Origin of the sequence: Burkholderia sp. MS455, assembly GCF_016899445.1 — a bacterium.
In the GTDB taxonomy this organism is placed as follows: Bacteria; Pseudomonadota; Gammaproteobacteria; order Burkholderiales; family Burkholderiaceae; genus Burkholderia; species Burkholderia pyrrocinia_C.
In genome coordinates this window covers 777,040-800,044 of record NZ_CP041779.1, presented here as the reverse complement: position 1 = coordinate 800,044, position 23,005 = coordinate 777,040, and the positions used below count along the sequence as shown (strand labels likewise).

Annotated in this window: 28 protein-coding genes, 1 tRNA gene and 1 riboswitch; of the genes, 13 read left to right on the top strand and 16 right to left on the bottom strand. The window is 67.0% G+C overall.

The genetic code is table 11. From position 1 onward, the window contains the following. Positions 1-13 precede the first annotated feature (13 nt). Positions 14-457, top strand: a complete 444-nt coding sequence (locus FPJ27_RS22845; RefSeq protein WP_072436234.1) for a DUF3318 domain-containing protein — start codon at positions 14-16, stop codon at positions 455-457. Positions 458-511: 54 nt separating this feature from the next. On the opposite strand, the gene FPJ27_RS22840 is transcribed toward FPJ27_RS22845, so the two are convergent. The 7 genes from FPJ27_RS22840 to glyA all read right to left on the bottom strand — a co-directional run bounded on the left by FPJ27_RS22840 (position 512) and on the right by glyA (position 5,300). Continuing rightward, the gene (locus tag FPJ27_RS22840) at positions 512-958 is read right to left on the bottom strand and encodes a type IV pilin protein (RefSeq protein WP_072436235.1); all 447 of its coding nucleotides are present in this window, start codon (positions 956-958) and stop codon (positions 512-514) included. Continuing rightward, positions 955-1,416 carry a pilus assembly protein gene (locus tag FPJ27_RS22835; RefSeq protein ID WP_072436433.1) on the bottom strand — a complete coding sequence of 154 codons (462 nt, stop codon included), beginning with the start codon at positions 1,414-1,416 and terminating at the stop codon, positions 955-957. Before FPJ27_RS22835 ends, FPJ27_RS22840 begins: the two co-directional genes overlap by 4 nt. Positions 1,417-1,619: 203 nt before the next feature. Beyond that, positions 1,620-2,453 (bottom strand): type IV pilus assembly protein, encoded by an 834-nt coding sequence (locus FPJ27_RS22830; RefSeq protein WP_072436236.1) that lies wholly within the window; start codon positions 2,451-2,453, stop codon positions 1,620-1,622. Next, positions 2,443-2,850 carry a hypothetical protein gene (locus FPJ27_RS22825; RefSeq protein WP_083533892.1) on the bottom strand — a complete coding sequence of 136 codons (408 nt, stop codon included), beginning with the start codon at positions 2,848-2,850 and terminating at the stop codon, positions 2,443-2,445. Before FPJ27_RS22825 ends, FPJ27_RS22830 begins: the two co-directional genes overlap by 11 nt. Continuing rightward, positions 2,850-3,413 carry a GspH/FimT family pseudopilin gene (locus FPJ27_RS22820; RefSeq protein WP_204425875.1) on the bottom strand — a complete coding sequence of 188 codons (564 nt, stop codon included), beginning with the start codon at positions 3,411-3,413 and terminating at the stop codon, positions 2,850-2,852. Before FPJ27_RS22820 ends, FPJ27_RS22825 begins: the two co-directional genes overlap by 1 nt. A gap of 153 nt (positions 3,414-3,566) precedes the next feature. Next, positions 3,567-4,046, bottom strand: a complete 480-nt coding sequence (nrdR, locus tag FPJ27_RS22815) for a transcriptional regulator NrdR (protein WP_006476792.1) — start codon at positions 4,044-4,046, stop codon at positions 3,567-3,569. 6 nt (positions 4,047-4,052) lie between these two features. Further along, complete coding sequence (gene glyA, locus FPJ27_RS22810; RefSeq protein ID WP_072436238.1) at positions 4,053-5,300, bottom strand: serine hydroxymethyltransferase; 1,248 nt, start codon at positions 5,298-5,300, stop codon at positions 4,053-4,055. A 137-nt stretch (positions 5,301-5,437) separates the two neighbouring features. Continuing rightward, positions 5,438-5,538: riboswitch (ZMP/ZTP riboswitch) on the bottom strand. Positions 5,539-5,718: 180 nt separating this feature from the next. Here glyA and FPJ27_RS22805 point away from each other — a divergent pair. The 9 genes from FPJ27_RS22805 to FPJ27_RS22765 all read left to right on the top strand — a co-directional run bounded on the left by FPJ27_RS22805 (position 5,719) and on the right by FPJ27_RS22765 (position 12,280). Beyond that, entirely contained in the window at positions 5,719-6,465 is a 747-nt protein-coding gene (locus FPJ27_RS22805) for an SDR family NAD(P)-dependent oxidoreductase (RefSeq protein ID WP_072436239.1), read from the top strand. Positions 6,466-6,572: 107 nt separating this feature from the next. Next, the gene (ybgC, locus tag FPJ27_RS22800; RefSeq protein WP_072436240.1) at positions 6,573-7,058 is read left to right on the top strand and encodes a tol-pal system-associated acyl-CoA thioesterase; all 486 of its coding nucleotides are present in this window, start codon (positions 6,573-6,575) and stop codon (positions 7,056-7,058) included. A 130-nt stretch (positions 7,059-7,188) separates the two neighbouring features. Next, positions 7,189-7,866, top strand: a complete 678-nt coding sequence (gene tolQ / locus FPJ27_RS22795; RefSeq protein ID WP_034182824.1) for a protein TolQ — start codon at positions 7,189-7,191, stop codon at positions 7,864-7,866. 10 nt (positions 7,867-7,876) lie between these two features. Then, a complete protein-coding gene (gene tolR, locus FPJ27_RS22790) occupies positions 7,877-8,326 on the top strand; it encodes a protein TolR (RefSeq protein WP_006484943.1) in 450 nt (149 codons plus the stop codon). Next, the gene (tolA, locus tag FPJ27_RS22785; RefSeq protein ID WP_034182822.1) at positions 8,323-9,372 is read left to right on the top strand and encodes a cell envelope integrity protein TolA; all 1,050 of its coding nucleotides are present in this window, start codon (positions 8,323-8,325) and stop codon (positions 9,370-9,372) included. The genes tolR and tolA overlap by 4 nt, the downstream gene beginning before the upstream one ends. Positions 9,373-9,483: 111 nt before the next feature. Next, positions 9,484-10,779 (top strand): Tol-Pal system beta propeller repeat protein TolB, encoded by a 1,296-nt coding sequence (gene tolB / locus FPJ27_RS22780; RefSeq protein ID WP_034182821.1) that lies wholly within the window; start codon positions 9,484-9,486, stop codon positions 10,777-10,779. A 17-nt stretch (positions 10,780-10,796) separates the two neighbouring features. After that, positions 10,797-11,306, top strand: coding sequence for a peptidoglycan-associated lipoprotein Pal (gene pal, locus FPJ27_RS22775; protein ID WP_034182820.1), 510 nt, complete (start codon positions 10,797-10,799; stop codon positions 11,304-11,306). 19 nt (positions 11,307-11,325) lie between these two features. Further along, positions 11,326-12,075, top strand: coding sequence for a tol-pal system protein YbgF (gene ybgF, locus FPJ27_RS22770; protein ID WP_204425874.1), 750 nt, complete (start codon positions 11,326-11,328; stop codon positions 12,073-12,075). A gap of 128 nt (positions 12,076-12,203) precedes the next feature. After that, a tRNA-Lys gene (locus FPJ27_RS22765) sits at positions 12,204-12,280 on the top strand. A 174-nt stretch (positions 12,281-12,454) separates the two neighbouring features. Here the strand turns inward: FPJ27_RS22765 and FPJ27_RS22760 are convergent. The 8 genes from FPJ27_RS22760 to FPJ27_RS22725 all read right to left on the bottom strand — a co-directional run bounded on the left by FPJ27_RS22760 (position 12,455) and on the right by FPJ27_RS22725 (position 19,695). Beyond that, the gene (locus tag FPJ27_RS22760) at positions 12,455-13,402 is read right to left on the bottom strand and encodes a fatty acid desaturase family protein (protein WP_204425873.1); all 948 of its coding nucleotides are present in this window, start codon (positions 13,400-13,402) and stop codon (positions 12,455-12,457) included. Next, complete coding sequence (locus tag FPJ27_RS22755; protein WP_204425872.1) at positions 13,399-14,022, bottom strand: phosphatase PAP2 family protein; 624 nt, start codon at positions 14,020-14,022, stop codon at positions 13,399-13,401. The genes FPJ27_RS22760 and FPJ27_RS22755 overlap by 4 nt, the downstream gene beginning before the upstream one ends. Further along, positions 14,019-15,176, bottom strand: coding sequence for a hypothetical protein (locus FPJ27_RS22750; RefSeq protein ID WP_204425871.1), 1,158 nt, complete (start codon positions 15,174-15,176; stop codon positions 14,019-14,021). Before FPJ27_RS22750 ends, FPJ27_RS22755 begins: the two co-directional genes overlap by 4 nt. After that, entirely contained in the window at positions 15,173-15,922 is a 750-nt protein-coding gene (locus FPJ27_RS22745) for a hypothetical protein (protein WP_204425870.1), read from the bottom strand. The genes FPJ27_RS22750 and FPJ27_RS22745 overlap by 4 nt, the downstream gene beginning before the upstream one ends. Further along, on the bottom strand, positions 15,919-16,935 hold the full coding sequence (locus FPJ27_RS22740; protein ID WP_204425869.1) for a hypothetical protein: 1,017 nt from the start codon (positions 16,933-16,935) through the stop codon (positions 15,919-15,921). Before FPJ27_RS22740 ends, FPJ27_RS22745 begins: the two co-directional genes overlap by 4 nt. A gap of 61 nt (positions 16,936-16,996) precedes the next feature. Further along, complete coding sequence (locus tag FPJ27_RS22735) at positions 16,997-18,067, bottom strand: glycosyltransferase family 2 protein (RefSeq protein WP_204425868.1); 1,071 nt, start codon at positions 18,065-18,067, stop codon at positions 16,997-16,999. Between the two features lie 139 nt (positions 18,068-18,206). After that, positions 18,207-18,644: an inner membrane protein YiaA gene (gene yiaA / locus FPJ27_RS22730; protein ID WP_204425867.1), complete on the bottom strand. Its 438-nt coding sequence runs from the start codon at positions 18,642-18,644 to the stop codon at positions 18,207-18,209. Positions 18,645-18,747: 103 nt separating this feature from the next. Continuing rightward, positions 18,748-19,695 (bottom strand): AraC family transcriptional regulator, encoded by a 948-nt coding sequence (locus FPJ27_RS22725; protein ID WP_072436250.1) that lies wholly within the window; start codon positions 19,693-19,695, stop codon positions 18,748-18,750. A gap of 129 nt (positions 19,696-19,824) precedes the next feature. Here FPJ27_RS22725 and FPJ27_RS22720 point away from each other — a divergent pair, with 129 nt between their 5' ends. The 3 genes from FPJ27_RS22720 to FPJ27_RS22710 all read left to right on the top strand — a co-directional run bounded on the left by FPJ27_RS22720 (position 19,825) and on the right by FPJ27_RS22710 (position 22,224). After that, positions 19,825-20,154, top strand: coding sequence for a carboxymuconolactone decarboxylase family protein (locus FPJ27_RS22720; protein ID WP_204425866.1), 330 nt, complete (start codon positions 19,825-19,827; stop codon positions 20,152-20,154). Between the two features lie 210 nt (positions 20,155-20,364). Next, the gene (locus FPJ27_RS22715) at positions 20,365-21,198 is read left to right on the top strand and encodes a class II glutamine amidotransferase (RefSeq protein ID WP_204425865.1); all 834 of its coding nucleotides are present in this window, start codon (positions 20,365-20,367) and stop codon (positions 21,196-21,198) included. Positions 21,199-21,411: 213 nt separating this feature from the next. Beyond that, positions 21,412-22,224: a mechanosensitive ion channel family protein gene (locus FPJ27_RS22710; protein WP_204425864.1), complete on the top strand. Its 813-nt coding sequence runs from the start codon at positions 21,412-21,414 to the stop codon at positions 22,222-22,224. A gap of 78 nt (positions 22,225-22,302) precedes the next feature. Here the strand turns inward: FPJ27_RS22710 and FPJ27_RS22705 are convergent, their stop codons facing one another. Then, a complete protein-coding gene (locus tag FPJ27_RS22705) occupies positions 22,303-22,986 on the bottom strand; it encodes a DedA family protein (protein WP_072436255.1) in 684 nt (227 codons plus the stop codon). Positions 22,987-23,005 lie beyond the last annotated feature (19 nt).

Genomic DNA, 23,005 nt, shown 5'->3' with positions numbered 1-23,005 from the left:
TCGCCGACGCGCCATGAGCCAGAACGTCACGGGCAATGCACACCGCCCCCATTCGTCGCGATCGAACTGGAGCGCGTCGCAGCATCGCGCGCTCCGCAAGGAATTGCTGATCCTGCGATCCGAAGTCGAGAGGCTCGAACTCGCGGCGGCCGCCGGCGAAATGCGCCAGGCCGTCACGCGCTTCAGCTGGCTCAAGGTATTCATCCCCGGCCTTTCCGGCAGCAAGTTCAGCCAGTCCGCAAAAAACCTGAACGCGAGCCTCGGCCACCTCGTCAACCAGTATCCGATGCTGAGTTCGCTCGCATCGCTCGTGCTGGCGAAACCCGTTCGCTCGCTGCTGCGCGCGAGCGCCGGCCCCGCGCTGAAGTGGGGCACGCTCGGCTTCGCCGCATGGGAGGTCTACCGGATCTGGAAGCAGTCGCGCGACGAGCGCGAGCTCGACGCACACGACGACTGATACTCGGCGACCTGCGCGCACGGCCATGCACCGTTGCGCGCCCTTCGTGCGAATTCAACGCACGCCCCAGCAAGCAGCACCCTGTTCGTCGGCGCCATCCCTTCGCGCATTGCCCTTCGTCCCGTCCGAACGCAGCGTGAAGGCGCCGCACGCATCGTCGTGCATCGGGCCCGTGTCGAGCGGGCTTGCTTCCAGCTCGTAGGTTACCGGCGAGTCGTCGCCGTCCGGCCGCCTGAGCGCCAATCGATAAACGGCCCGCCCGTCCGGCGGCGCCTGCGCGAGCGCGTCCGGCAATGCCGGCGGCGGTGCGCCGTCCAGCGTTTCGAGATATTGGGCTGCCCGATACAGCGCGGACACCGCCGACGCGCGGTGAACGCGCACGACATGCTCGCGATACGACGGGATGCCCCATCCGGCCAGCACCGCGACGATCGCGAGCACGATCATCAGCTCGAGCAGCGTGAATCCCGCCGATCGGTACACGGACGCGCGACCGTTCATCGAAGCCCCGCCGCGACGCGCCGCCAGCGCAGCGCGACGATGCGTCCGTCACGTATTGCGACCTGGTGTTGCAGCCAGACGGCACTCGACGCATGCGCGCCGACGCCACGCGCGGTAACGACGTAAGCGCGGCCACCGGCCGGCCCTGCCCCGCGCCACGCCTCGATCAGGCATCGCGGCGGCTGTGCGGCCATCGGCCATCCGGCGAACGGCGCGAACGCTTCGGCGGCCGCCATCGCCGGCATGCGCCGCCACGCGTCGGGCTCCGTGTGCGATTCGCCTTCGTTCACGTAGGGCGCCGAACCGCGAAGCAATCGCGCAGTACATGCCGCAAGCGCGGCATCGGCCGCATGGAATGCGATCAGCCGATCAGACAATGCACGCGTGCGGCGCGATTCCGTCAGCGCGGCTTCGAACCACGTGCCTGTCAGTGCTGCAACGGCGGCACCAACCGCGATCACTGCGGGCAATGCAAGGCCCGCGTCGCGACGCCAATCGCGACCGGCTGACCGGAAACGTATGCGCGGCTCGCGCCGGTTCGTTGCCACGGCTCCCGTGCGCACGCCCTGTCGCAGTTCGTCACCGTTCGCCACAATGTGTCCGGGCAGGTTGCCTGCCGCAACACATCGCGATATCTCCCGCGCGTACCTTCCTGCTTCGCTCATCGCAACACCTCGCGTGCGTGCGTTGCGTCGCGCAACGTATCGTCGAATGCGATCGCTGCATTCCTCAACGCGACGACACGATGCAGCGTCAAACGTGCACGGCCGTCCTGTGCAACCGCAGCTCGACCGTCGCAGTCGACGTGGCGGGCCGGCTCGCGCATCGGTTCGCCGCGTGCCCGCACGCAGACATGCACGGCCACGACATCGCGCCAGTCGTCGACACGCATCGCATCGGCATCGACGAACTGCATGCCTCCGCGACGAAGATAGCGCGCACGCAACTGATCGATGCCCGACACGACCGGCTGTGGCGTGCCTGGACGGCCGTTTCCTTCGCAGTACAGTTCGGGCTCGCCGGTCGACGGACTGACGTGCGCATCGAAGCGGTTCTCCACCGGTGCCCGTTCGCCGGACACGCCGACACCCTGCCCGAGACAATCCGACACCTGGCCGCTCGCCGTCGGCCACGTCGACACGGCATCGCCGACATATCGGATCAGCAGTGCGTCCGACGAAGCGCTCGCAGGCTCGCACCGTACCTGCGCACCGTCGCCGCGCACGCGCGCCATCGAACAGCCGAATACCGGCGGCAACGATGACGCGCGTTCTGCATCGAGCGGCCGGAATCCTGCCATCTGGAGCTGCTGGCCGATCAGCATCAGCGCGGTGCCGGCTGCATCGCGCATCCGGAACCCGTCTTCCGCGCGCCGCTGCGCAACGCGCTGCGCGTGGTACAGCGCACCGGCCGCCGCGAGCACGAGGAGGCCGACGGTCATCGCGATCAGCACTTCGAGCAGCGTATGCGCACGCATGCGGCGATCAGCGTTCATCTGCACCAGCCTCCCGAAACGGAATCCGGACGCAAGACGGCGGCTGCGCCGGCGCACCTGCAACTTCGCATCGCGGCGAAACCGCTGCATTGCCGCCTCTCCAGCCGACAATCGCGTACCGGACGCCGGCCGGCCCGTCGTCGAGCGTCATCGCACCGCCGGGCAACGATGCAGCCGCCAGCGCCGCGAGACCGTCGTCGGCTCCTGCGCCGGCGCGCGGGCCCTCGATACGCGCATCGGCCAGCCACAGCGCGCGTTCACGCCAGATCGTCGCCCGCTGCGTGTGCGCCATCGCGAGCTGGCTGCCGGCCACCGCCAGCATCACGGTCGCGAGCAGCGCGACGGCCAGCATCGCCTCGATCAGCGACGTGCCGTGCATTGCGTTGCGCATGGTCATCACGCCGCGTCGCAACGGCCGGCGACAACGCGCGCGCGGCCGCCCGCCGCAATCCGCACGCAACGCGAAGCGCGTGCGTCGTCGGCTCCGGACGGGTCGCGGCGCGGACGCAATTCGAAACGCCGGATTCCGCCGATCGCCTGGCCGACCGGCGGCGCGAAAGCCAGATCGTGCGCGGCGCCCGCGACGGCCACTTCGGCATCGCGCGGATAGCGCCGCAGCACGCGCGACTGCCCGTCGAATTGCCCGCTGACGAGCCAGTCGCACGACCATTCGGCCGGATCGCACCGCTCGCCGGCACGCAGGCAAACACCGTCGCCCCCGGCCCGGCACAGCGTGACGCGCACGCCGAGACGCGTCGCCTCGGTACGCGCAAACGACAGCGCCCCGAGCAACGCAAGCGAGCGCGCATCCACGCGTTCGCGCATGCGCCATTGGTCGAACGCGGGTGCCGCATAGAGTGCAAGCCCGGCCGCCAGCGCGATAACGACCATCAGCTCGACGAGCGTGAACCCGCCCGAGCGTCGCACCACGCTTTTCAAGGATGGATAACGCAGTCCCATCGCAGTCGTCCTCCGCCAAGGTGATGCGACGACTGTAGCGACACGTGCGGACGCACGCCATTTGCCGAACGGCCGACTGGCGACATGCGATCGCGACCGACACAATCGGCGCGAACTGAACCAACGGAGAAGATGATGAACGGACGCAGCGCGTCAGCGCTTACGCGGGGTCTTGGCGGGAGAGGCGCGACGGAACTCTTCGATCACGTCGGCAAATTCAGAAACGTCCTCGAACCGGCGATACACCGATGCGAAGCGGACATAGGCAATCGTATCGAGGCCGCGCAACTCGTTCATCACGAGTTCGCCGAGCTTCTCGCTACGCACTTCACGCTCGCCTGTCGCGAGCAGTTGATATTCGATGCGAGCGACCGCCGCATCGATCGCGTCGGCGGCAACCGGCCGCTTGCGCAGCGCGAGTTGCATGCTGGCGACGATCTTGCGGCGGTCGAATTCCGTGCGGCTGCCGTCCTTCTTCACGACGAACGGCAGGGACAGCTCGACCCGCTCGTACGTCGTGAAGCGCTTGTCGCAAGCCGAGCAGCGACGGCGCCGCCGAATCGCAGCGCCATCTTCGGACACGCGCGAATCAACGACCTGCGTGTCGTCATGCCGGCAGAACGGGCAGCGCATCGTCGATCAGCGATAGACCGGGAAACGCTTGGTCAGCTCGGCGACCTGCGCACGCACGCGCTCGATCGTCGCTGCATCTTCCGGGTTCTCCAGCACGTCGGCGATCAGGTTGCCCACCTGCTCCGCTTCCGCCGGCCCGAAGCCGCGCGTCGTCATCGCCGGCGAACCCAGGCGCACGCCACTCGTCACGAACGGCTTTTCCGGGTCGTTCGGGATCGCGTTCTTGTTCACCGTGATGTGCGCCGCGCCGAGCGCCGCTTCCGCAGCCTTACCCGTGATGTTCTTCGCACGCAGGTCGACCAGCATCACGTGGCTTTCCGTGCGGCCCGACACGATCCGCAGCCCGCGCTTCACCAGCGTTTCAGCCAGCACGCGCGCGTTCTCGACCACCTTTTCCTGGTACGCCTTGAACTCCGGCGACAGCGCTTCCTTGAACGCCACCGCCTTCGCCGCGATCACGTGCATCAGCGGGCCGCCCTGGATGCCCGGGAAGATCGCCGAGTTGATCGGCTTCTCGTACTCGGACTTCATCAGGATCACGCCGCCGCGCGGGCCGCGCAGGCTCTTGTGCGTCGTCGTCGTGACGAAATCGGCGTGCGGCACCGGGTTCGGGTACACGCCGGCCGCGATCAGGCCCGCGTAGTGCGCCATGTCGACCATCAGGTACGCGCCCACCGACTTCGCGATCTTCGCCAGGCGTTCGAAATCGATCTTCAGCGAGAACGCCGACGCGCCCGCGATGATCAGCTTCGGCTTGTGTTCCTGCGCGAGCTTCTCGGCCGCTTCGTAGTCGATGTCTTCGTTCTCGTTCAGGCCGTAGCTCACCACGTTGAACCACTTGCCCGACATGTTCACCGGCGAGCCGTGCGTCAAGTGGCCGCCGTGCGCGAGGCTCATGCCCATGATCGTGTCGCCCGGCTTGAGCATCGCGAAGAACACGCCCTGGTTCGCCTGCGAACCCGAGTTCGGCTGCACGTTCGCCGCTTCCGCGCCGAACAGTTGCTTCACGCGGTCGATCGCCAGCTGCTCGACCACGTCGACGTACTCGCAGCCGCCGTAGTAGCGCTTGCCCGGATAACCTTCCGCGTACTTGTTCGTGAGCTGCGAGCCCTGCGCGGCCATCACGGCCGGGCTCGTGTAGTTTTCCGACGCGATCAGCTCGATGTGATCTTCCTGGCGGCGGTTTTCATGCTCGATCGCTGCAAAGACTTCGGGATCGACGTTCGCGATGGTGCTTTGGGCTCTGTCAAACATACGGTTTCCGTTAAGTGTGTACAGGTTGACCGGGGTGGCCGAGTACGGTGCGCTGCTGGCGGGACCAGCTCGACGTGGCGGAAGAATCCGGATGACGCGAGGCAGGACAGCCACCGGCGATGCACGCGACGGCGCACAACGGCTGCCCAGGCGAACGGCAAAAACGGCGCCCCGCGCTTCACGGTGGGATGCTCCACCTTGAACCCGAAGGGTTCTATCGCCAGTCACGCAGGGGTGATGAGCGCGTTAGTGTATTGGATGCGTCATGAATAGGCAACCGCACGGCAGCGCGCCGGGAGCAATTGGGGCCAGACTCTACGCGCCCGTGCCGAAACGCTTTGCCGCCTTGCCGCGGTGCGGCAATCTCAGTAGGCTTGCGGGATATCACCCGCTACTTTGTTATCGACCAGGAGCAGCAATGATCGTGTTCGTCACAGGCGCGTCCGCCGGCTTCGGCGCCGCCATCGCCCGTGCCTTCGTCAAAGGAGGCCACCACGTCGTCGCGACCGCGCGTCGCAAGGATCGTCTCGACGCGCTCGCCGCCGAGCTCGGCGATGCGCTTCTGCCGCTCGAGCTCGACGTGCGCGACCGCGCGGCCGTCGAAGCCGTGCCGGCCGCCCTTCCCGCCGAATTCGCGGCACTCGACGTGCTCGTCAACAACGCCGGCCTCGCGCTTGGCGTCGAGCCGGCCCACAAGGCCAGCCTCGACGAATGGCAGACCATGATCGACACGAACTGCTCGGGCCTGGTGACCGTCACGCACGCGCTGCTGCCCGGCATGATCGAGCGCGGCCGCGGCCATATCTTCAATCTCGGTTCGGTTGCCGGAACCTATCCGTATCCGGGCGGGAACGTATACGGCGCAACCAAGGCTTTTGTCCGACAATTCAGCCTGAACCTGCGCGCCGACCTGATCGGCACGCCGTTGCGCGTGACCGACATCGAGCCGGGCCTGTGCGGCGGCACGGAATTCTCGAACGTCCGCTTTCGCGGCGACGACGCGAAGGCGGCGAACGTGTACCAGAACGTCCAGCCGCTCACGTCCGAGGACATCGCCGACACGATCTACTGGATCGCGACGCGCCCGGCACACGTGAACATCAACACGATCGAGATGATGCCGGTCGCCCAGGCACCGGCCGGCCTCACGATCCATCGCGGCTGACCCATCGCGCGCAGCCGCGGCCGGCCTCCGGCCGGCCCGCGGTGTGCCGCGTCGTACTACATTCCGTTACGAAACGGTTACGAATCCGGTTCCTGCGTTCCGGTAGAATGCGCGCCATGACTCAGCCTACCCGCTCCCCGGAAGGGCGTTCCGGCTTTACCTGGCCGGTGCGCGTGTACTACGAGGATACCGATGCAGGCGGCATCGTCTTCTATGCCAACTACCTGAAGTTCTTCGAGCGCGCCCGCACCGAGTGGCTTCGCGCATGCGGCATCGACCAGCGTCGGCTCGCCGACGATACCGGCGCGATCTTCATCGTCCGCAGCACGTCGCTCGACTACCGCGCACCGGCGCGACTCGACGACACGCTGGCGATCACGAGCCGGCCCGGACGCATCGGCCGCGCATCGGTGGAATTCACGCAGGAAGCCTGGTGTGGCGACACGCTGCTCGTGGCCGGACATATCCGCCTCGGCTGCGTCGACCGTAACGGTATCCGGCCCGCGGCCATCCCGCCGGCCGTGCTCGACGCGCTGCAACGCGGGCCCGTCATCGACGCCGGGCAGACTGTATTGTCAACGAAGCTCGCATGAGCGCCGTTTAGACAAAGCCTATGAACTTGCCTTCCTGATTCGATACTAAGCAAGGTTCGGCGCCAGGCTTGGCCGGCGCGCCGCGCCGCACGCATACCGGGCGCCCCGAAGGGACGTTACTCAAACCTCTATGAACACTTCTCAAGACCTGTCGATCATTTCCCTCGTCCTCAACGCGAGCGTGCTGGCCCAGGCCGTGATGGGGCTGCTGCTGCTGCTGTCGCTGATGTCGTGGACCTTCATCTTCCGCAAGTGGTTTGCGATCCGCCGCGCACGCGCGCAGACCGAACGCTTCGAGAGGGATTTCTGGTCGGGCGGCGACCTGCAGGCGCTGTACCAGAGTGCGGCCAACAACCGCCACACGATCGGCGCGCTCGAGCGGATCTTCGAATCGGGTATGCGCGAATTCCTGAAGGCGAAGGAAAAGCGCCTCAGCGATCCGGGCCTCGTGCTCGACGGTGCACGCCGCGCAATGCGCGCGTCGTTCCAGCGTGAAATGGACGTGCTCGAAGCGAACCTCGCGTTCCTCGCATCGGTCGGTTCGGTCAGCCCGTACATCGGCCTGTTCGGCACGGTCTGGGGGATCATGAACTCCTTCCGCGGCCTCGCGAACGTGCAGCAGGCCACGCTCGCGAACGTCGCGCCGGGCATCGCCGAGGCGCTCGTCGCGACCGCGATCGGCCTGTTCGCCGCGATTCCGGCGGTGGTCGCGTACAACCGCTACGCGCACGACATCGACCGCCTCGCGATCCGCTTCGAGACCTTCATCGAAGAGTTCTCGAACATCCTGCAGCGTCAGGCCCAGTAAGGAGCTCGCCATGGCAGGAAGTCCCATCCGATCCAGCATGCGCGGCGGCCGCTCGCGCCGCGCAATGGCCGACATCAACGTCGTGCCGTACATCGACGTGATGCTGGTGCTGCTCGTGATCTTCATGGTCACCGCACCGCTCGTCGCCCCGTCGATCATCAACCTGCCGACCGTCGGCAATGCCGCGCCGCAGGAGCAGACGCCGCCCGTCGTCGTCAACATCAAGGCCGACCGCACGATGAGCGTCAAGTACAAGGGCGACTCGGGCGCGACCCAGGAAGACACGATGACGAAGGCCGAGCTCGACAGCTTCATCTCGGCCCGTCAAGCCGATCATCCCGACCAGCCGGTCGTGATCGCGGCCGACAAGACCGTGCAGTACGATGCGGTCATGACCGTGATGTCGGATCTGAAGGCGCGCGGCGTCAAGCGCGTCGGCCTCCTCGTCAAATCGCAATGAACCGGCAGCAATCCCTGCGCAGCACCGGCTATCCGCCTCGGCCGCCTCGCGAGCGCGGCACCTGGCGTGCATTCGCGCTCGCCGCGCTGATGCACGTGCTGCTCGCGCTGTTTCTCTATCACGGCGTGCAGTGGCAGAACAGCACGCCGGCCGGCGCCGAAGCCGAGCTGTGGACCGAAGTGCCCGACGTCGCCGCGCCGCGGCCTGTCGTGACGCCGCCCGCGAAGGTCGCGCCGCCCCCTCCCCCGGTGCGTGACGAACAGGCCGACATCGCGCTGCAGCAGAAGAAGCGGCAGCAGGAAGCAGCCGCGCGCGAAGCGCTGCTCGAGCAGCAGCGCCGCGCGCAGCAACTGAAGGCCCAGCAGGAAGAGGACGCCCGGCGCGCGCAACTTGCGGCGCAGCAGGCTGCCGCGCTCGCCGCGCAGAAGGCCGCGGAACGCGACAGGCAGAAGCAGGCCGACAAGCTCAAGCAACAGCAGCTCGCCGAGCAGCAGAAGCTCGAACAGCAGAAACTCCAGCAGCAAAAGCAGGCGCAGCTCGAAGCGCAGCAAGCGGCGAAGGCGAAGTCCGACGCGGCCGCGAAGGCGAAGGCGGAAGCCCAGGCCAAGGCGAAGGCCGAAGCCACGGCGCGCGCAAAGGCCGATGCGGCGGCGAAGGCGAAGCTCGACCGCGAACGCAGCGCGCGTCTTGCGCAGATGCAGGGCCTGTCCGGTGCCGGCGAAGGCGGCGGCGAAGGCCTCGCGAAGAGCGGCACGGGCACGGGCTCCGGCGGCAATGCCGCATCGCCCGGCTATGCCGACAAGGTGCGCCGCCGCGTCAAGCCGAACATCGTTTGGGGCGGCGAGCGAGCAGGCCTGACCACCGTCGTCAAGATTCGGTGCACGCCGTCCGGTGACGTATTGAGCGCATCGGTCTCCCGCTCCAGCGGGAATTCGGGGTGGGATCAAGCCGTGGTCAATGCGATCCAGGCATCGGTCCCGTTGCCGCCCGATTCTAACGGTCGTACCCCGTCGGACATTACGATTACCTTCAAGGCGGCGGAGTGAAAGGAAATACGCTTACACTCCGGGCGTCGCTGTCGGACGGGAACGAATCGGGTATTTTTACTGTCTCTCTGCGGTTGCGCAGCGATCCAAGTCATACGGGAAGCAAGAAGCATGAGTTTGATGACAAAACTAGGTTTCAGGGCACTCGTGGCCTCGTGTCTGATTGCGGCGGGCAGCGCCGCTAACGCCCAGGTCAACGTGCTGATCACCGGTGTCGGTTCGACCCAGTTCCCCATTGCCACAGCGAATTTCGCGAATGAGGCAGGCCTGCCGCAGCAGGTCACGTCGATCGTCCGCGCCGACCTCGCCCGCAGCGGCAAATTCACCAACATCGACGCGGGCAGCACGCCCGTGCCCGAGACCGCCTCGGTCGATCTCGGCGCATGGAAGGCCAAGGGCGCGAATGCGTTCGTCGCCGGCAGCGTGAACCGCGACGCGAACGGCCAGTACAAGGTCAACTTCATCCTGTACGACACCGTGAAGCAGCAAAGCCTCGGCGGCCTGTCGCTGACGGCCACCGACACCACGCTGCGCACGGCCGGCCACAAGATTGCCGACTACATCTACCAGAAGCTGCTCGGCGTGCGCGGCGTGTTCGCCACGCGCCTGTCGTACGTGATCAAGACCGGTAATCGCTACCAGCTGCAGATCTCGGATTCGGACGGCCAGAACGCGCGCATCGCACTGTCGAGCACCGAGCCGATCATCTCGCCGGCCTGGTCGCCGAGCGGCACGAAGGTCGCGTACGTGTCGTTCGAGCGCAAGAAGCCGATCGTCTACATCCATGACCTGCCGACCGGCCGCCGCTACATGGTCTCGGACCAGAAGGGCAACAACAGCGCACCGGCATGGTCGCCGGACAGCAACACGCTCGCCGTCGCGCTGTCGCTGACGGGCAATACGCAAATCTATACGGTCAATGCGAACGGCGGCGGCCTGCGCCGTCTCACGCAGAGCAGCTCGATCGACACCGAGCCGTACTACTCGCCGGACGGCCGCTGGATCTACTTCACGAGCGATCGCGGCGGCGCGCCGCAGATCTACCGGATGCCGGCACAGGGCGAAAGCGCCGGTGCCGCGCAGCGCGTGACCTTTACCGGCAGCTACAACACGAGCCCGCGTGTGAGCCCGGACGGCAAGCTGCTCGCCTACATCTCCCGCACCGGTGGGGGCTTCAAGCTGTACGTTCAGGATCTGCAATCCGGAGCGGCGAACGCCATCACGAATACGAATCACGACGAATCGCCGAGCTTCGCGGCAAACGGCCAGTACCTTCTGTACGCTACCCAGTCGGGTGGTCGCAACGTTCTGGCTGCAGTGCCCTCCGACGGCAGCGCGCCGCCACAGATCCTGTCCGTCCAGGGCGGCTCCGTTCGTGAGCCGTCCTGGGGGCCCTTCATGCAATGACCACAAGGAGAGTAACCATGATGTCGAATAAAGCTCGTCTGGCTCTGGCCGTGATGATGATCAGCGCGCTCGCAGCGTGCAAATCGGGCGTGAAGCTCGACGACAAGGCAAACGCGGGTGCAGTCAGCACGCAACCGAGCGCCGACAACGTCGCGCAAGTGAACGTCGATCCGCTGAACGACCCGAACAGCCCGCTCGCGAAGCGCAGCATCTACTTCGACTTCGACAGCTATTCGGTGAAGGACGAGTACCAGCCGCTGATGCAGCAGCACGCTCAGTACCTGAAGAGCCATCCGCAGCGCCACGTGCTGATCCAGGGCAACACCGACGAACGCGGCACGAGCGAGTACAACCTCGCGCTGGGCCAGAAGCGTGCGGAAGCCGTCCGCCGCGCGATGGCGCTGCTCGGCGTGAACGATTCGCAGATGGAAGCCGTGAGCCTCGGCAAGGAAAAGCCGCAGGCAACGGGTCACGACGAAGCGTCGTGGGCGCAGAACCGTCGCGCCGACCTCGTCTACCAACAGTAAGTAACGGAAGAATCGCCGTATGACGCATCGTGTATCCTGGCTGCGCGTTGCCGCAGCATTCTGCGTCGCCGGCGCGGCGTGGTCGGCCGCGCCGGCGCACGCCGGCGTGTTCGACGACAACGAAGCACGCCGCGCCGTGCTCGAGCTGCGCAGCAAGACCGACAACCTGGCGAGCCAGTTGTCCGCCGCCCAGCGTACGATCCTCGATCAATCCGGCCGTCTCGACCAGCTGAACCAGCAGGTCGCGACGCTGCGCGGCGAGAACGAGGACCTGACGAACCGGCTGACGACGCTCGAGCGGCAGCAGAAGGAGTACTACCAGGATCTCGACGCGCGGCTCAAGAAGTTCGAGCCGCAGCAGGCGACGATCGACGGTGTCGAAGGCACCGTGCAGCCGGGTGAAACGGATGCGCTCAACGCGGCGCAGCAGCAGTTCCGCAACGGCAACTTCAAGGCGGCGGCGGCATCGTTCCGCAGCTTCATCGCGAAGTATCCGCAGAGCCCCCACCAGCCGACCGCGCAGTACTGGCTCGGCAACGCGCAATACGCGCTGCGCGACTACCGCGGTTCGACGGCGACGTGGCAAGGGATCGTCAGCAAGTACCCGCAACACCCGCGAGCGGCCGACGCTCTCGTGGCGATCGGTACGAACCAGCTCGAACAAGGCCAGAAGGCGGCCGCGAAGAAGACGTTCGAGCAGGTGGTGTCGCAGTACGCCGGGTCGAACGCGGCGCAGACGGCGCAGGGCAAGCTCGAAACGATCAAATAATTATCGTGGCGGATTGTTGACTCACCGAAAATCCGTCGCTATAATCTTTTGCTCTTTGGGTCGCAAGCAAGCCGCATCAGCTACAGCCTGAAGCCGTTTTCTCGTTCTCGAGCAGTTTTTGAGGACGTGGGGTGGTAACTCAGTTGGTTAGAGTATCTGACTTTTAATCAGAGAGTCGAGGGTTCGAGTCCCTCCCACCCTACCATCTATCTTTTCGATAGTTGCAATTAAAGCCTCCCGCGCGGAGGCTTTTTTGCGTCTGCCTCTTGCCGTGTCGGGCTCGAATTCTCTACTTCGTATCCGATTGTGTACGCAAGCATCCGGCATCCTCGCCCACCGTCGCCCCGGCGCATACAACCGCATAATCCCCGCTCGCAAGTCAGCGCACGCTCACGTCGCGCAGCACCGCACCGTATCCCGCGTACAGATTGCCTTCACGCAACAACTGCCGCTGCGCGAGTTGTCGATGCACGACCGGCAGGTTATGGAACGGCATCCGCGTGTACAGGTGATGTTCGATATGGAAATGGATCGCGTGCGGACCGAACAGGAACGTCTGCCACGAACGCCGGACGATCGTGCGCGCGTTGCGGCTCTGGTCCTCGCAAGCCGGCAGCCCCGCGTGCTCGAAGATCGCGCGCACCTGCCCGGCGAGCGGCAACAGCGTGACGGACGGCACGATCCACAACCCGATGTACAGCAGCGGATGTCCGGCCAGCACGAGCGCGCCGAACAGCAAGCCGTTGCCGGCCAGCATCGACGCGACTTCCCATGCCGCATACGCACGCGATTTCCCGACCTTCGGCAACGCGTGCGCAAACTCCCCGCGCGCGAGCTTCACGACGCTCGTCACGTAGCCGATCCCGCATGCATACGCGAGCAGGCGGCCGATCAGCCGGCCGCGCGTCACCGGATAGTCGTGCACGCCGAACAGCAGCGCGACGGGATCGTCCGACTGCATCGGCGCGCGATGGTGCTTCAGATGGCCCGCACGATACGTGCGCAGCGATAGCCACAGCGGACCGGCTGCGAACAACTGACCCAGTACGTCGTTGACGCGCCGGTTCCGTGCCAGCAACCCGTGCGCGCTTTCGTGCATCATGACCGCGAGCGCAAGCTGGCTGCGCGCGATCACGATCGCCGCGAATGCGTATACGAGCGGATGCGGGAACGCGATCGCCATCGCGAACGCCCCGGCAATCATCAGCCAGTCGCCTGCCAGCGCCGCGCCGACACGCGGCGCGCTCACGCGAAACAGCGCGGGATCGGGCACAAACGACGCAAGCCCGGCGTTCGGCTCGGCGTGATGAACCTGGGCATCCGTCACGCGAGCCTCCTGCGCAGCGAACGCCGTTCGACCCACAGCGTGCCGACCATCGCGAGCGCGACACCGCCTAATACGTCAGCGACCTTATGCTGCTTGAGTGTGAGCGTCGATGCACAGATCAGCAGACCGATCGCTGTCGCAGCGAGCCGGCTCCGGCTCCGGTCCGTCAGCATCCGGCACGCGAGACACGTCACCGCGACATGCAGGCTCGGAAAACCGTTGGCCGCGAGATCGAGCTGCCACATGCGCGCGAGACGGTCGCGCACGAACGTATTGCCGATCTCCGCGACGTCGGGCCGCGGCACGGCTTCCGGAAACAGCAGGAAACAGACGACACCGAGCACGAACGCGATCAGCACGGCCTCCTTGAACGCGGCGAACGCAGGCGGCCGCGCATATGCGGCCAGCGCAATCACGAACGGAAAGAAGCCGACATAGACGAACCACGACCATGCGATGAACGGAATCCGCGCGTCGATCGGCGTGGCGAACACGTAGCGCGGCGTGACGCTGCGCTCCAGCAGAAAGAAGATCGCGAGGCCCACGGCCATGCCGAACGTCGCGGCCAGCATCTGCCGGATATCGGGTCGGCAATCGTCACGCAGCAGCATCGTGTTCATCGCGGCGCCGGCGCTTCGCATCGGGGATTCGCATCGGCCGTCCGTGCATGCGGCCGCAGCGCGAGGAGGTGCGACGTCCACGCATCCACGCGCGCACGCGCATGCTCGCGGCCGGCGATCGTTCCCGCTCGCGTACCCGGATTGCGCATCAGGTCCGCTGCGGCCTGCCCGACCTCCTGCCGAAACGCGGCCGCATCGCCGCGCCACGTGACGATGCGATGCACGAGTTGCAGCCGTGCCGCGCGCGCGGCATTGCTCGCCTGCTCGGGCTGATCGGTCAGCACGAGCAGGATCGGGCGGCGATATACGCGCGCAATCGAAAGCGCGGCCATTCCGGGTGCGGACACGATCAGCGGCGCGTGCGCGGCACGCATCGCCCAGTCGGTATCGACACCGGTCCAGCCGTCGCGCCCGGCGTAACCCTCACCCACGCGGTGCGCGGCGAGCCCCGCGTCGCGCATGCCGGCCGACAGCGCATCGGCGAGCGCGACATCGCGAAAATGCGGATTCAGATAAACGGCGGCGGCGGCCGGCTCCGAAGCCGGCAGTTTGGCGACGACCGGCACCGGCGTCGGCAACCGGCAATGCCCGCGCGATCGCTGCGCAGCGTCGGCCGCCTCGTATGCAAAGTCGTGTTCGATGCAGCACAGTGCCGAATCGATCTGCCAGTCGACGATCCGCGCAAATGCGCGCGCCAGCGCGCGCGGCAGCCGCGCGTCGAAATTCGCCGTCAGCGCACGGCGCAGACTGCCGCCGTACACGTGAACGATGCGGCGCCGCCAGCCCGGCATCGCGCCCATGAACAGCAGCGCCGGATGAAACGAGTCGTTGATCACGAGGTCGGCATCGCGAACGATCGCACGCAGCCGCGCGATGTCGCGCAGCATGCGCGTCGGCCTGAACATGTAATGCGCGACGTTGCGATCGGTCGCATCGCGCAGCATGTTCTGCCGCGCGTCGAACTGAACCGCGTAGTGGCGGGACAGCACGGGAGCGTCGATGCCGAACGCGGACAGGAATGCCCGCCCCGCATCGGACGTCGTCAGCACGTCGACCTGCGCGCCGGCCGTGCGCAACGCATGGACGAGCAGTTGTGCGCGCATCAGGTGGCCGCGCGCGTCGGCCGTCGCGAGATAGACGATCCGCGGCATCATGCGCGCGGGCGAAGCGACTGGATCCAGCCGGCCGCGTACATCGCCAGCGCCCCCGTCACGCCGAAACCGGCGTCGATCGCGCGGATCTCGTCCAGCAGCGCGGCGAGATGCGCCGCCTCGGACGGCGCGACGAGACGGCGCAGCGTGTCCGAACAGAGCCGGACGTGCCGCGTCTCGTCGGCGAGCACGCGCGCGAGCAGCGGATACAGCGGATGCGCGTCGCCGATCGTCGCGCAGTGGCGCGCCAGCACGCGCATCGCCATCTGTTCCGCGCACAGGCCCGTCGCATAGGCCGGCACAAGCACGCCTTGCGCGAAATGCGGTGCGTAGCGCTGCGCGAGCCGGCGCCATCGCATGATCTTGCGCCGGCTCAGCCAATCGGGTTCGTGTGGTTTCGTCGACGGCGCCACGCCGCGCATGCGCAGCGCATCGGCAAACGCGGCCGCGTGGCGGCGCTCGTCCGCGAGATGCTGCTCGATCCGCGGCGCGAGCCAGTCCGGCGGCTGTCCGGCCCAGTCCTCGTGCAACGCGCACTCGGTCGCTTCTTCGCCGATCAGGTACATGCGCAGCATCCAGCGCTCGCCATGCGTGCTGCGATGAAGCTGCCGGATCGCCGCCCGCTTGATGCGATCGACGAGATACGCACGTACCCGCGCCGCGCCGCGCGGCACGGGCGCATCGAGACAGTCGAAGCGCTCGCCGTGCGTCGCCTGCGGCGATGCGGGCAGTTCGCCTGCCGCGGTCATGCCGGCACGCCCCGTGCGGACGCGGATTTCGTCGCGGATGTCGCAGCGGCAGCCGGATCGCGACGCCAGCCGAGAATCAGGCCGACGAAGCTTTCCTGCATGAACGCATGCGCGGACGCGGACGCGCCCGCGAACGCCTCCTCGCGGCCGTTCACGCGCAGATAACCGTTGCCGTCGCGCGCACCGAATTCGATCCGGTCGTTCTTCCTGAAGCCGCGCTCGCGCACCTCCTTCGACAGCGCGCTGCCGTCGAGACCGAACAGGAACAGCTCGCGCTGCGCGACCCACACCGGAATGTGATTGCTCAGTGCATCGAAACGGATCGACCACGTGCCGGATGCGAGTGCGCGGTCGACGTCCGCATCGTGCGGCGCGTTCGACGTGAAGCTTGCTCGTGCGACCGGCTTCGTCAGGCCGCCGACGCCGAGCGCGATCGTGATGTCGTCGGCTGACGGCTGCTTCGGATCGGTCGCGCTCACCTTCACGAGATGCCGCGCGAGCCGCGATGCCAGCGACGGATGCGCGAACAGCGCGAGCGTTTCGTCCGGCGTGAGCACGTCGCGCTCGCCGCCGCCCTCCTTCACGCGCACGCGATACGGATCGATCCGGACATCGGTGAACTTGCCGTGCACCGGCGCATGGACGTACACGTCGCGATCCCATTTCGCACCGTCGCGACGCAGCAGCACGTGCACGCTCAACGGCACGCGCCGGCCGTCGCCGTCGACGCCCGTGCCCTGCAGCAGCACGTCGCCGAGCACGTCCTTCGTGCGGCGATTCGCGTCGCTCGAAAAGACGATCGCGTGCGCGTCGGTATCGATGCTCGCGTGAACGTCGGGCGCATCGAGCGCGACGCGATTGCAGTCCGTCGCGGCCGCGCTCGCGAACGGGCAGCCGCTTTGCGACGCGAAGTGGACGATCCGGCGCCCCGCGTGATCGTCCGGCACGGCATGGGCGCCGGCGCTGGCGGCAAACAGGGCGAGGCAGGCAACACGGGCGGCGAATGAAGGCATGGTCGTCGTCGGGATGAATGCAGGGAGTCGGAGTGGCGGGGCCGCGGTGCGCGGCGCCGTTTCAATGACGGTGATAGGACAGCGCGTCAAGATCGCGCCGGGCCGATGCCCGTCCCGCGAGCCCGAAACCGCGTGCGAGCGCGCCGAGCGTATCGACGGCGGACGCGGCGATCGTGACGCCGACGGCTGCGAGATAGCGGACGGCGCCAAGCCGCGGCAGTTGCTGGCGATCGAGCGCGCGCAGGCTGTAGCCGAGCCGCATCGCCATCACGCAGAACGGGCCGAGCGGGCCGCTGCGGCCGAGCCACTGCCACTGGCGCGGCAGGTACGCATTCACGAGATACGGCGTCAGCCCGACGCTGTCCTCGCCGCGCATCCAGCGCAGCTTCAGCGATTCGCGATGCGTGTCCGGCAGCCGATGCTCGGTATGCGCGGCCGGCGCGAACTCGACGGCCACGCCGGCCGCCTGCATCCGCAGCCCCATCACCTGGCAATGGGCGCGATAGACGCCGTCGAGCGGCTCGTAGCGGAATTGCGCGAACACGTCGCGCCGGAACGCGACGTTGTTCGCGTAGAAGTTGCGTGTCGCGCCGTCGCGCAGCGGGCTCGGGAAATACATGAAATCGATCGACGTCAGCGCGATGCCGAGCACGTTCGGCGCATAACTGGTCCGCCCCGCCACCGCGACGGGTGCGTCGCCCGCATCGCGTGCGAACGGTGCAAGCAGGTGCTCGAGCCAGTCGTCGGCTGGCCGGCAATCGGCATCGCCGAACACGACGATGTCGCAGCGCGCCGCGTCGACGCGATCGAAACCGTCGTTCTTCGCATCGTAGTAGCCGGTGCTCGCGCCGATCTCGACGAAGTCGATCGGGCGGCCGGCGAGCGCGGCGATCTGCGCGCACGCGTCGGCAGGCAGGCCGTCGTGCGTGATGATCCATTGCGCGAGCGCCGCGGGCGGCACGGTCTGCTTCGACAGCGCCGACACGAGGCGCTTCAGGCTGTCGACAGCCTGTGCGAGGCCGGCGCCGCCGCGCAGGTTGTTCGTCTCCAGCACGAGCGCGGCCTTCGCCGCAACGGCACGGGCGGCCAAGGCCGTGCTCGTGCACGATGCGGCTTCGGTGATGTCTGGCATCCTGAATATCTCCATCGTCATGCGCGACGGCATGGATGAAACGGAAGGACGGGGAACCTGCGGCGCGCCGGCGAATGCGGGGCGCCGCTGGCGTCGTCGCGAAACGGGCAGCCTCGGCGGGCGCCCGTTCCGTGCACCGTCACTCCTGGGTGGACGGCTCGGCGTCGGTATAACGCGGCTTCGCGCTCTGCAGGTCGCGCGTGTTCTTCTGCACGGCCACCGCGCCGAACAGCGCGAGCACGAACGACATCGCGTAGAAGCCCTTCTCGCTCAGCTGCAGCGTTGCGTTGAAGAGGCCGACGACCAGCAGCGCGATCGACAGCAGCAGCGCGATCCAGCTGATGCCGTAGTAGATGCCGGTGACGGGGATGCCTTCCGCGCGATCGCGGACGCTTTTCTGCAGCGAGATCGCCGCATAAAGGCCGAACACCAGCACGGTGAAGTAGTAGCCCTTCTCGTTGAGCTGCATGCCGGCGTTCCAAAGCCCGATCAGGAATGCCGCGAAACCTGCGATCAGTGCGGCCCACGACGCGGCCACGAATGCGAACGACGGCTGCTGGATGGTGGTCTGGTTCATTGCTTTGCCCTCTCTTTCTTCTTGTTCGAAATCGTTTTCGTTGAACTGCGTTTCGCGCATGGTAGCAGCTTTGGCGCGCGCCAAGACGGCCGCGCTTGCAGTCTTACATGCCGCGCTGTGCTCGCCGCCAGCGCCCGGGCGTCGTGCCGAGCACCGCACGAAACGCCTTGCCGAAGGCCGCCTCGGATTGATAACCGACCGCCTGGCCGATCTCCGCCTGCCCACGCTGCGTATCCTGCAGCAGCGCGCACGCGTGCATCATCCGGATCTGCGCGACGAACGCGCCGACACTCATCCCGGCTTTCTCGCGGAAATGCCGTGCATAGGTCGCGCGCGACATCGCCGCTGCGTCGCCGAGCGACTCGACCGTCCACGGCTGCTCCGGCGCCTGCAGCACGGCCTGGACCGACGGGCCGAGCCGCGCATCGGCCGCGAGCGCGAGCCAGCCGGACGGCACGCGCGCGTCGCGGCCGTACGCGCGCAACGCATACGCGAGCAGCGCCTGGCCGAGCGCATTCACGATCGCGCCGGCGCCCGGCTGCACATTCGACGCCTCGGTGCGCAGCACGCTCGTCAGCAATTGCAGCGGCGCAAACCCCGACGCCTCGCGCAACCCGACGTGCAGCACCTGCGGCAGCGTGCGCATCAGCAGTTCGCCCGCGCCGCGCGCATAGACGAAACGTCCGCACAGCAGGTCCACGCTCGCACTGCCCGGTTCGGCCGGATCGAGATTCGACTTGACCGGCACCACCGCGCCGCCGGCGGCGTCCGGTTCGCGCAGCGGCGCGACCGGCCGCGACCGGCCGGCCCCCGCGTCGAGCAGGTCGTGCGCGCCGCCCGCGGGCAGCAGCACGAAATCGCCGTCGGCGAGCTGCAGCGTGCGCCCGTCGGCGGTACGCAGCCGGCACGTGCCGGCCAGCAGCAGGTGGAACGCCGCCTCGCCGGGCGGCAACGGGTCGTGCGGCATCGCGAACGGCCCGTCGAGCAGGCAGCGCACGTCGAGTTCGACATGGCTGCGGCCCAGCGACAACAGTTGACTCAATGCATCCATGAGACGATCGCGCTAAAAATTGACACTCTAGCGTATCGAAACCCTCAGCGCGAACGATCAGAATAGCCCTGCATCGCCCGAGATCGCGGCCCCCGCCGCCCTCCTCACCTCTACTCGAAAGGACGCATCATGCTGAACTGGAACGAATACCGGAAGGAACTCTCGACGCGCATCGGCGATATCGCCAAGCTGTCGCCCGATACGCTGGTTGGCTACCAGGCGCTGGCAGGGGCCGGCGCCAAGACGGGCCATCTCGACGCGAAAACGCGCGAGCTGATCGCGCTCGCGGTGGCCGTCACGACGCGCTGCGACGGCTGTATCGCCGTTCACACGGCCGAAGCGACAAAGCATGGCGCGACCAGGGAGGAAGTGGCGGAAGCGCTCGGCGTCGCGATTGCGCTGAATGCGGGCGCGGCGCTCGTCTATTCGGCGCGCGTGATGGACGCGCTCGGCAACTGAGCGTGACGGATGCGGCGGCGCCGTCGCGGGCCGCCTCGCTGCGTGACGCCCGGCCGCCTGGCCGGGCGGTTGCGCATCGCGGATGCGGATGCGTTACGTATGAGTATCGGCAGCGCGCTCGCACGGACAACCGTGCCGGCAGGCCGCAGACGCGGCCGCGCGGCGAAGTCGGCTACCATGCGCGAACGATTCATCGTGAGGGAGCGCTCCATGTGCCGCTGGCTCGCCTATACGGGCAATCCGATCCATCTCGAGACCGTGCTGTTCCGCGCGAAGCATTCGCTGATCGACCAGAGCCTGCATTCGGAGCTCGGCGCCACGACCACCAATGGCGACGGTTTCGGCATCGGCTGGTACGGGCCCCCCGACGAACTGCCGTTCCGCTATCGCTCCGTGCATCCCGCGTGGAACGACCGCAACCTGCGCGAAGCCGCGCGCGCGATCCGCTCGCGGATGTTCATCGCGCATATCCGCGCGGCGACCGAAACGCCCGTGCAGGAAACCAACTGTCACCCGTTCCGCCACGGCCGCTGGCTGTTCGCGCACAACGGGCTGATCCGCGGCTTCCACAAGCTGCGCCGCGACCTGACGATGAAGGTCGATCCAGCACTGTTCCCGACGCTCGAAGGCTCGACCGATTCCGAGCTGATGTTCCGCCTCGCGCTGACGTACGGCCTTGAGCAGACGCCGCTGCAGGCGCTCGAACGGATGGCCGGCGTGGTCGAGGAAACCGCCGCGCGGCATCGCGTGGCCGACCCGCTCAACATGACGGTCTGCGCGACCGACGGCGAACGGATCATCGCGGTGCGCTACTCGAGCGAACGGCAATCGCGTTCGCTGTTCCACAGCACGTCGTTCAAGCACCTGCACGAACTGTATCCGCATGACCCGCGCATCGCCGAAGTCGGCGACGACGCGTTCATGGTCGTGTCCGAGCCGCTCGTCGACCTGCGCGGCGCGTGGGAGGAAGTGCCGGAGGGCATGGCAATCGTCGCGCACGGGGCGGACGTGCAGCAGCGGCCGTTCGGGCCGCGGCAAAAGTAGCGGCCGCAGGCGTGCGCGTCGTCAGGCGCGGTACGCGAACCGCAAAGAGCGATAAAGAGAATCGTTGCGGATCGACGCGTCAGGCAAGCGTTGACCAACGCGCCAACCACCAGGCCCGTTGCCTCATGGCGCCGCGTCGGCTATAAAGGGCCCATCGATCGAGCCCCCTTACGTTCGATCTTCACCCTTTCCCTTCCCACTCCCGGAGACTTCATGCCCGATCTCGCCACCGCCCAGCAATTCCTGATGACCCGCGGCCTCGACTTCGGCCTCAACCTCCTCGCCGCGCTCGTATTGTGGTTCATCGGCCGCTGGGCGATCCGCATCGGCACGCGCCTGCTCGGCAAGGTCGTACGCCGCAGCGGCAAGGTCGACCCGACGCTCACCGACTACCTGACCTCCGTCGTCGGCGTGCTGCTGACGATCCTGCTGATCCTCGCGATCCTGCAGATCTTCGGCGTGCAGACGACCTCGTTCGCCGCGCTGCTCGCCGGCCTCGGCCTCGCGATCGGCACGGCCTGGGGCGGCCTGCTCGCGCACTTCGCCGCCGGCGTGTTCATGCAGGTGCTGCGCCCGTTCAAGATCGGCGACGTGATCAGCGCAGGCGGCGTCACGGGCACGGTGAAGGAGCTCGGCCTGTTCGGCACGACGATCGTCACCGCCGACAACATCGTGACGATCGTCGGCAACAACAAGATCTTCTCGGACAACATCGCGAACTACAGCGCGACGTCGCACCGCCGCGTCGACCTGACCGCGAAGATCGCGAACGGCGTCGACGCAGTCGACGCGATCAACCGCCTGAAGACGTCGATCCAGCAGATCCCGAACGTGCTGACCAATCCGGCGCCGGACGTCGGCGTGCTGCAGTTCACGCCGGAAGGCCCGCTGCTGTTCGTGCGCCCGTCCACGGCGCCCGAGAACTACTGGCAGGTGTACTGCGATACCAACCGCGTGATCATCGAGACGTTCCGCGACGCGCAATACCCGACGCCCGAAACGCCGCTCTCGCATCGCAACGCGTAACGGCGGCGCCGGACGAAAAAAAGCGTGGCAACCGCCACGCTTTTTTATTGCTCGGAACAGGAGCTGAAGCGCGCCAGCTCAGCGCCCGCCCGTCCCCCGCGCTTTGTCCGACTGCCGCCCGCGCACGAGCTTCCATACCGCGCCGAGCGCGACCGGCACGATCGCCGCGCCAATGCCCACCAGCACGATCACGTTCAGGTACTGGCGGACGAACGGGATGTTGCCGAAGAAATAGCCGAGCAGCACGAGCAGCAGCACCCAGACCAGCGCGCCGATCACGTTGAAGAGCTGAAAGCGCGTGGCGCTCATCGACGACGCTCCCGCGACGAACGGCGCGAACGTACGCACGACCGGGATGAAGCGCGCGAGCACGATCGTCTTGCCGCCGTGCTTGTCGTAGAACGAGTGGGTCTTCTGCAGCGCGGCGCGATCGAGGAAGCGCTCGAGCACCGGGATATGGGTATTGAATACCTTCGGGCCGACCCAGCGGCCGATCAGGTAGTTCACGGTGTTGCCGGAGATCGCCGCGACGAGCAGCAGCACGATCAGCGCGCCGACGTTCATTTCGCCTGTCGCCGCGAACGCGCCGCCGATGAACAGCAGCGAATCGCCGGGCAGGAACGGGAACACGACGAGCCCCGTCTCGCAGAACACGATCAGGAACAGAACGAGGTAGACCCATGCGCCGTACTGCCGGATGAAATCGCCGAGGAATGCGTCGATATGCAGGACAAGGTTGACGAAATGAAGCAGCGTATCCAAATGCGATTCCTCGAAGGCG

Excerpts from the sequence above, each read along its gene's own strand:
- FPJ27_RS22845 (WP_072436234.1), top strand. The coding sequence starts at position 14 with ATGAGCCAGAACGTCACGGGCAATGCACACCGCCCCCATTCGTCGCGA.
- FPJ27_RS22840 (WP_072436235.1), bottom strand. The coding sequence starts at position 958 with ATGAACGGTCGCGCGTCCGTGTACCGATCGGCGGGATTCACGCTGCTC.
- FPJ27_RS22830 (WP_072436236.1), bottom strand. The coding sequence starts at position 2,453 with ATGAACGCTGATCGCCGCATGCGTGCGCATACGCTGCTCGAAGTGCTG.
- FPJ27_RS22825 (WP_083533892.1), bottom strand. The coding sequence starts at position 2,850 with ATGACCATGCGCAACGCAATGCACGGCACGTCGCTGATCGAGGCGATG.
- FPJ27_RS22820 (WP_204425875.1), bottom strand. The coding sequence starts at position 3,413 with ATGGGACTGCGTTATCCATCCTTGAAAAGCGTGGTGCGACGCTCGGGC.
- nrdR (WP_006476792.1), bottom strand. The coding sequence starts at position 4,046 with ATGCGCTGCCCGTTCTGCCGGCATGACGACACGCAGGTCGTTGATTCG.
- glyA (WP_072436238.1), bottom strand. The coding sequence starts at position 5,300 with ATGTTTGACAGAGCCCAAAGCACCATCGCGAACGTCGATCCCGAAGTC.
- FPJ27_RS22805 (WP_072436239.1), top strand. The coding sequence starts at position 5,719 with ATGATCGTGTTCGTCACAGGCGCGTCCGCCGGCTTCGGCGCCGCCATC.
- ybgC (WP_072436240.1), top strand. The coding sequence starts at position 6,573 with ATGCGCGCCATGACTCAGCCTACCCGCTCCCCGGAAGGGCGTTCCGGC.
- tolQ (WP_034182824.1), top strand. The coding sequence starts at position 7,189 with ATGAACACTTCTCAAGACCTGTCGATCATTTCCCTCGTCCTCAACGCG.
- tolR (WP_006484943.1), top strand. The coding sequence starts at position 7,877 with ATGGCAGGAAGTCCCATCCGATCCAGCATGCGCGGCGGCCGCTCGCGC.
- tolA (WP_034182822.1), top strand. The coding sequence starts at position 8,323 with ATGAACCGGCAGCAATCCCTGCGCAGCACCGGCTATCCGCCTCGGCCG.
- tolB (WP_034182821.1), top strand. The coding sequence starts at position 9,484 with ATGAGTTTGATGACAAAACTAGGTTTCAGGGCACTCGTGGCCTCGTGT.
- pal (WP_034182820.1), top strand. The coding sequence starts at position 10,797 with ATGATGTCGAATAAAGCTCGTCTGGCTCTGGCCGTGATGATGATCAGC.
- ybgF (WP_204425874.1), top strand. The coding sequence starts at position 11,326 with ATGACGCATCGTGTATCCTGGCTGCGCGTTGCCGCAGCATTCTGCGTC.
- FPJ27_RS22755 (WP_204425872.1), bottom strand. The coding sequence starts at position 14,022 with ATGAACACGATGCTGCTGCGTGACGATTGCCGACCCGATATCCGGCAG.
- FPJ27_RS22750 (WP_204425871.1), bottom strand. The coding sequence starts at position 15,176 with ATGATGCCGCGGATCGTCTATCTCGCGACGGCCGACGCGCGCGGCCAC.
- FPJ27_RS22745 (WP_204425870.1), bottom strand. The coding sequence starts at position 15,922 with ATGACCGCGGCAGGCGAACTGCCCGCATCGCCGCAGGCGACGCACGGC.
- FPJ27_RS22740 (WP_204425869.1), bottom strand. The coding sequence starts at position 16,935 with ATGCCTTCATTCGCCGCCCGTGTTGCCTGCCTCGCCCTGTTTGCCGCC.
- FPJ27_RS22735 (WP_204425868.1), bottom strand. The coding sequence starts at position 18,067 with ATGCCAGACATCACCGAAGCCGCATCGTGCACGAGCACGGCCTTGGCC.
- yiaA (WP_204425867.1), bottom strand. The coding sequence starts at position 18,644 with ATGAACCAGACCACCATCCAGCAGCCGTCGTTCGCATTCGTGGCCGCG.
- FPJ27_RS22725 (WP_072436250.1), bottom strand. The coding sequence starts at position 19,695 with ATGGATGCATTGAGTCAACTGTTGTCGCTGGGCCGCAGCCATGTCGAA.
- FPJ27_RS22720 (WP_204425866.1), top strand. The coding sequence starts at position 19,825 with ATGCTGAACTGGAACGAATACCGGAAGGAACTCTCGACGCGCATCGGC.
- FPJ27_RS22715 (WP_204425865.1), top strand. The coding sequence starts at position 20,365 with ATGTGCCGCTGGCTCGCCTATACGGGCAATCCGATCCATCTCGAGACC.
- FPJ27_RS22710 (WP_204425864.1), top strand. The coding sequence starts at position 21,412 with ATGCCCGATCTCGCCACCGCCCAGCAATTCCTGATGACCCGCGGCCTC.